The sequence below is a fragment of the Tsukamurella pseudospumae genome, from assembly GCF_001575205.1.
In the GTDB taxonomy this organism is placed as follows: Bacteria; Actinomycetota; Actinomycetes; order Mycobacteriales; family Mycobacteriaceae; genus Tsukamurella; species Tsukamurella pseudospumae.
In genome coordinates, this window is the sequence record NZ_LSRE01000042.1 from 1 (window position 1) to 879 (window position 879).

At 62.1% G+C, this 879-nt stretch carries 2 protein-coding genes; one reads left to right on the forward strand and one right to left on the reverse strand.

Annotation, left to right across the window (positions count from 1 at the left end; genetic code table 11):
- On the forward strand, positions 1 to 335 hold a 335-nt coding region (locus AXK61_RS17615), incomplete at its 5' end, for an ATP-binding protein (protein ID WP_197466859.1).
- Positions 336 to 479: 144 nt separating this feature from the next.
- Here AXK61_RS17615 and AXK61_RS17620 read toward each other — a convergent pair.
- Positions 480 to 879 (reverse strand): ATP-binding protein (locus tag AXK61_RS17620; RefSeq protein WP_197466860.1); only part of this gene is annotated, 400 nt, incomplete at its 5' end.

Sequence of the window (879 nt, forward strand, 5' to 3'; positions counted from 1 at the left end):
GCTGGTCGACGACCATGCGGTTCTTCGCTGGCCCGACGCTGCTCGTCATCGACGAACTCGGCTACCTCCCCTTGCCCGCCGAAGCCGCATCAGCGTTGTTTCAGGTTGTCGCGCAACGGTATCTGAAAACATCGATCGTCATCACCACCAACCGATCGGTCTCCGAATGGGGCGAAGTCCTCGGCGACACCACCGTCGCCGCGGCCATGCTCGACAGGCTCCTACACCGCTCCGTCGTCCTCAAACTCGACGGCGACAGCTACCGACTACGAGACCACCACGCCCGCAACGAAACCCACCGCACAGCAATCGCACCCAGCCGCCGACCGCTATAATCCGACCGCACCCAGGTGAGGAATTTCAATGAGCATCACTGGGGACTTTCGATGAGCCTGATCAACGTACCAGGCGCCAATTGTCAACGGCGGGTGAAATCTGATCAGCAGACGACGGCTGAAAGTTGAGCAGCTGTCGGGTGTTTAGTCGCGATCCTTGCCGAGGAGTTCTCGGCGGGATCTGGTGCGGTAGCTATCGCCCGAGAGGGTGAGAACCTCCGCGTGGTGGACCAGTCGGTCGATCATCGCGGCTGCGACGATGTCGTCGGAGAACGTCTCGCCCCAGCGGCCGAACGGCAGGTTGCTGGTGACCATGATCGAGCCCTGCTCGTAACGGGTGCTCACGAGCTGGAAGAACAGGTTCGCCGCGTCCGGGTCGAACGGGATGTAACCGATCTCGTCCACGATGATCAGCTTGTAGCGTTTGATCTTCTTCAGCTCGGCCTCGAGTCGGCCGGCCTGGTGCGCGGCGGTCAGGCGGGCGATCCAGTTCGTCGCGGTGTCGAAGAGCACGGAGTAGCCGTTCTGCGCGGCCTTCACTCCG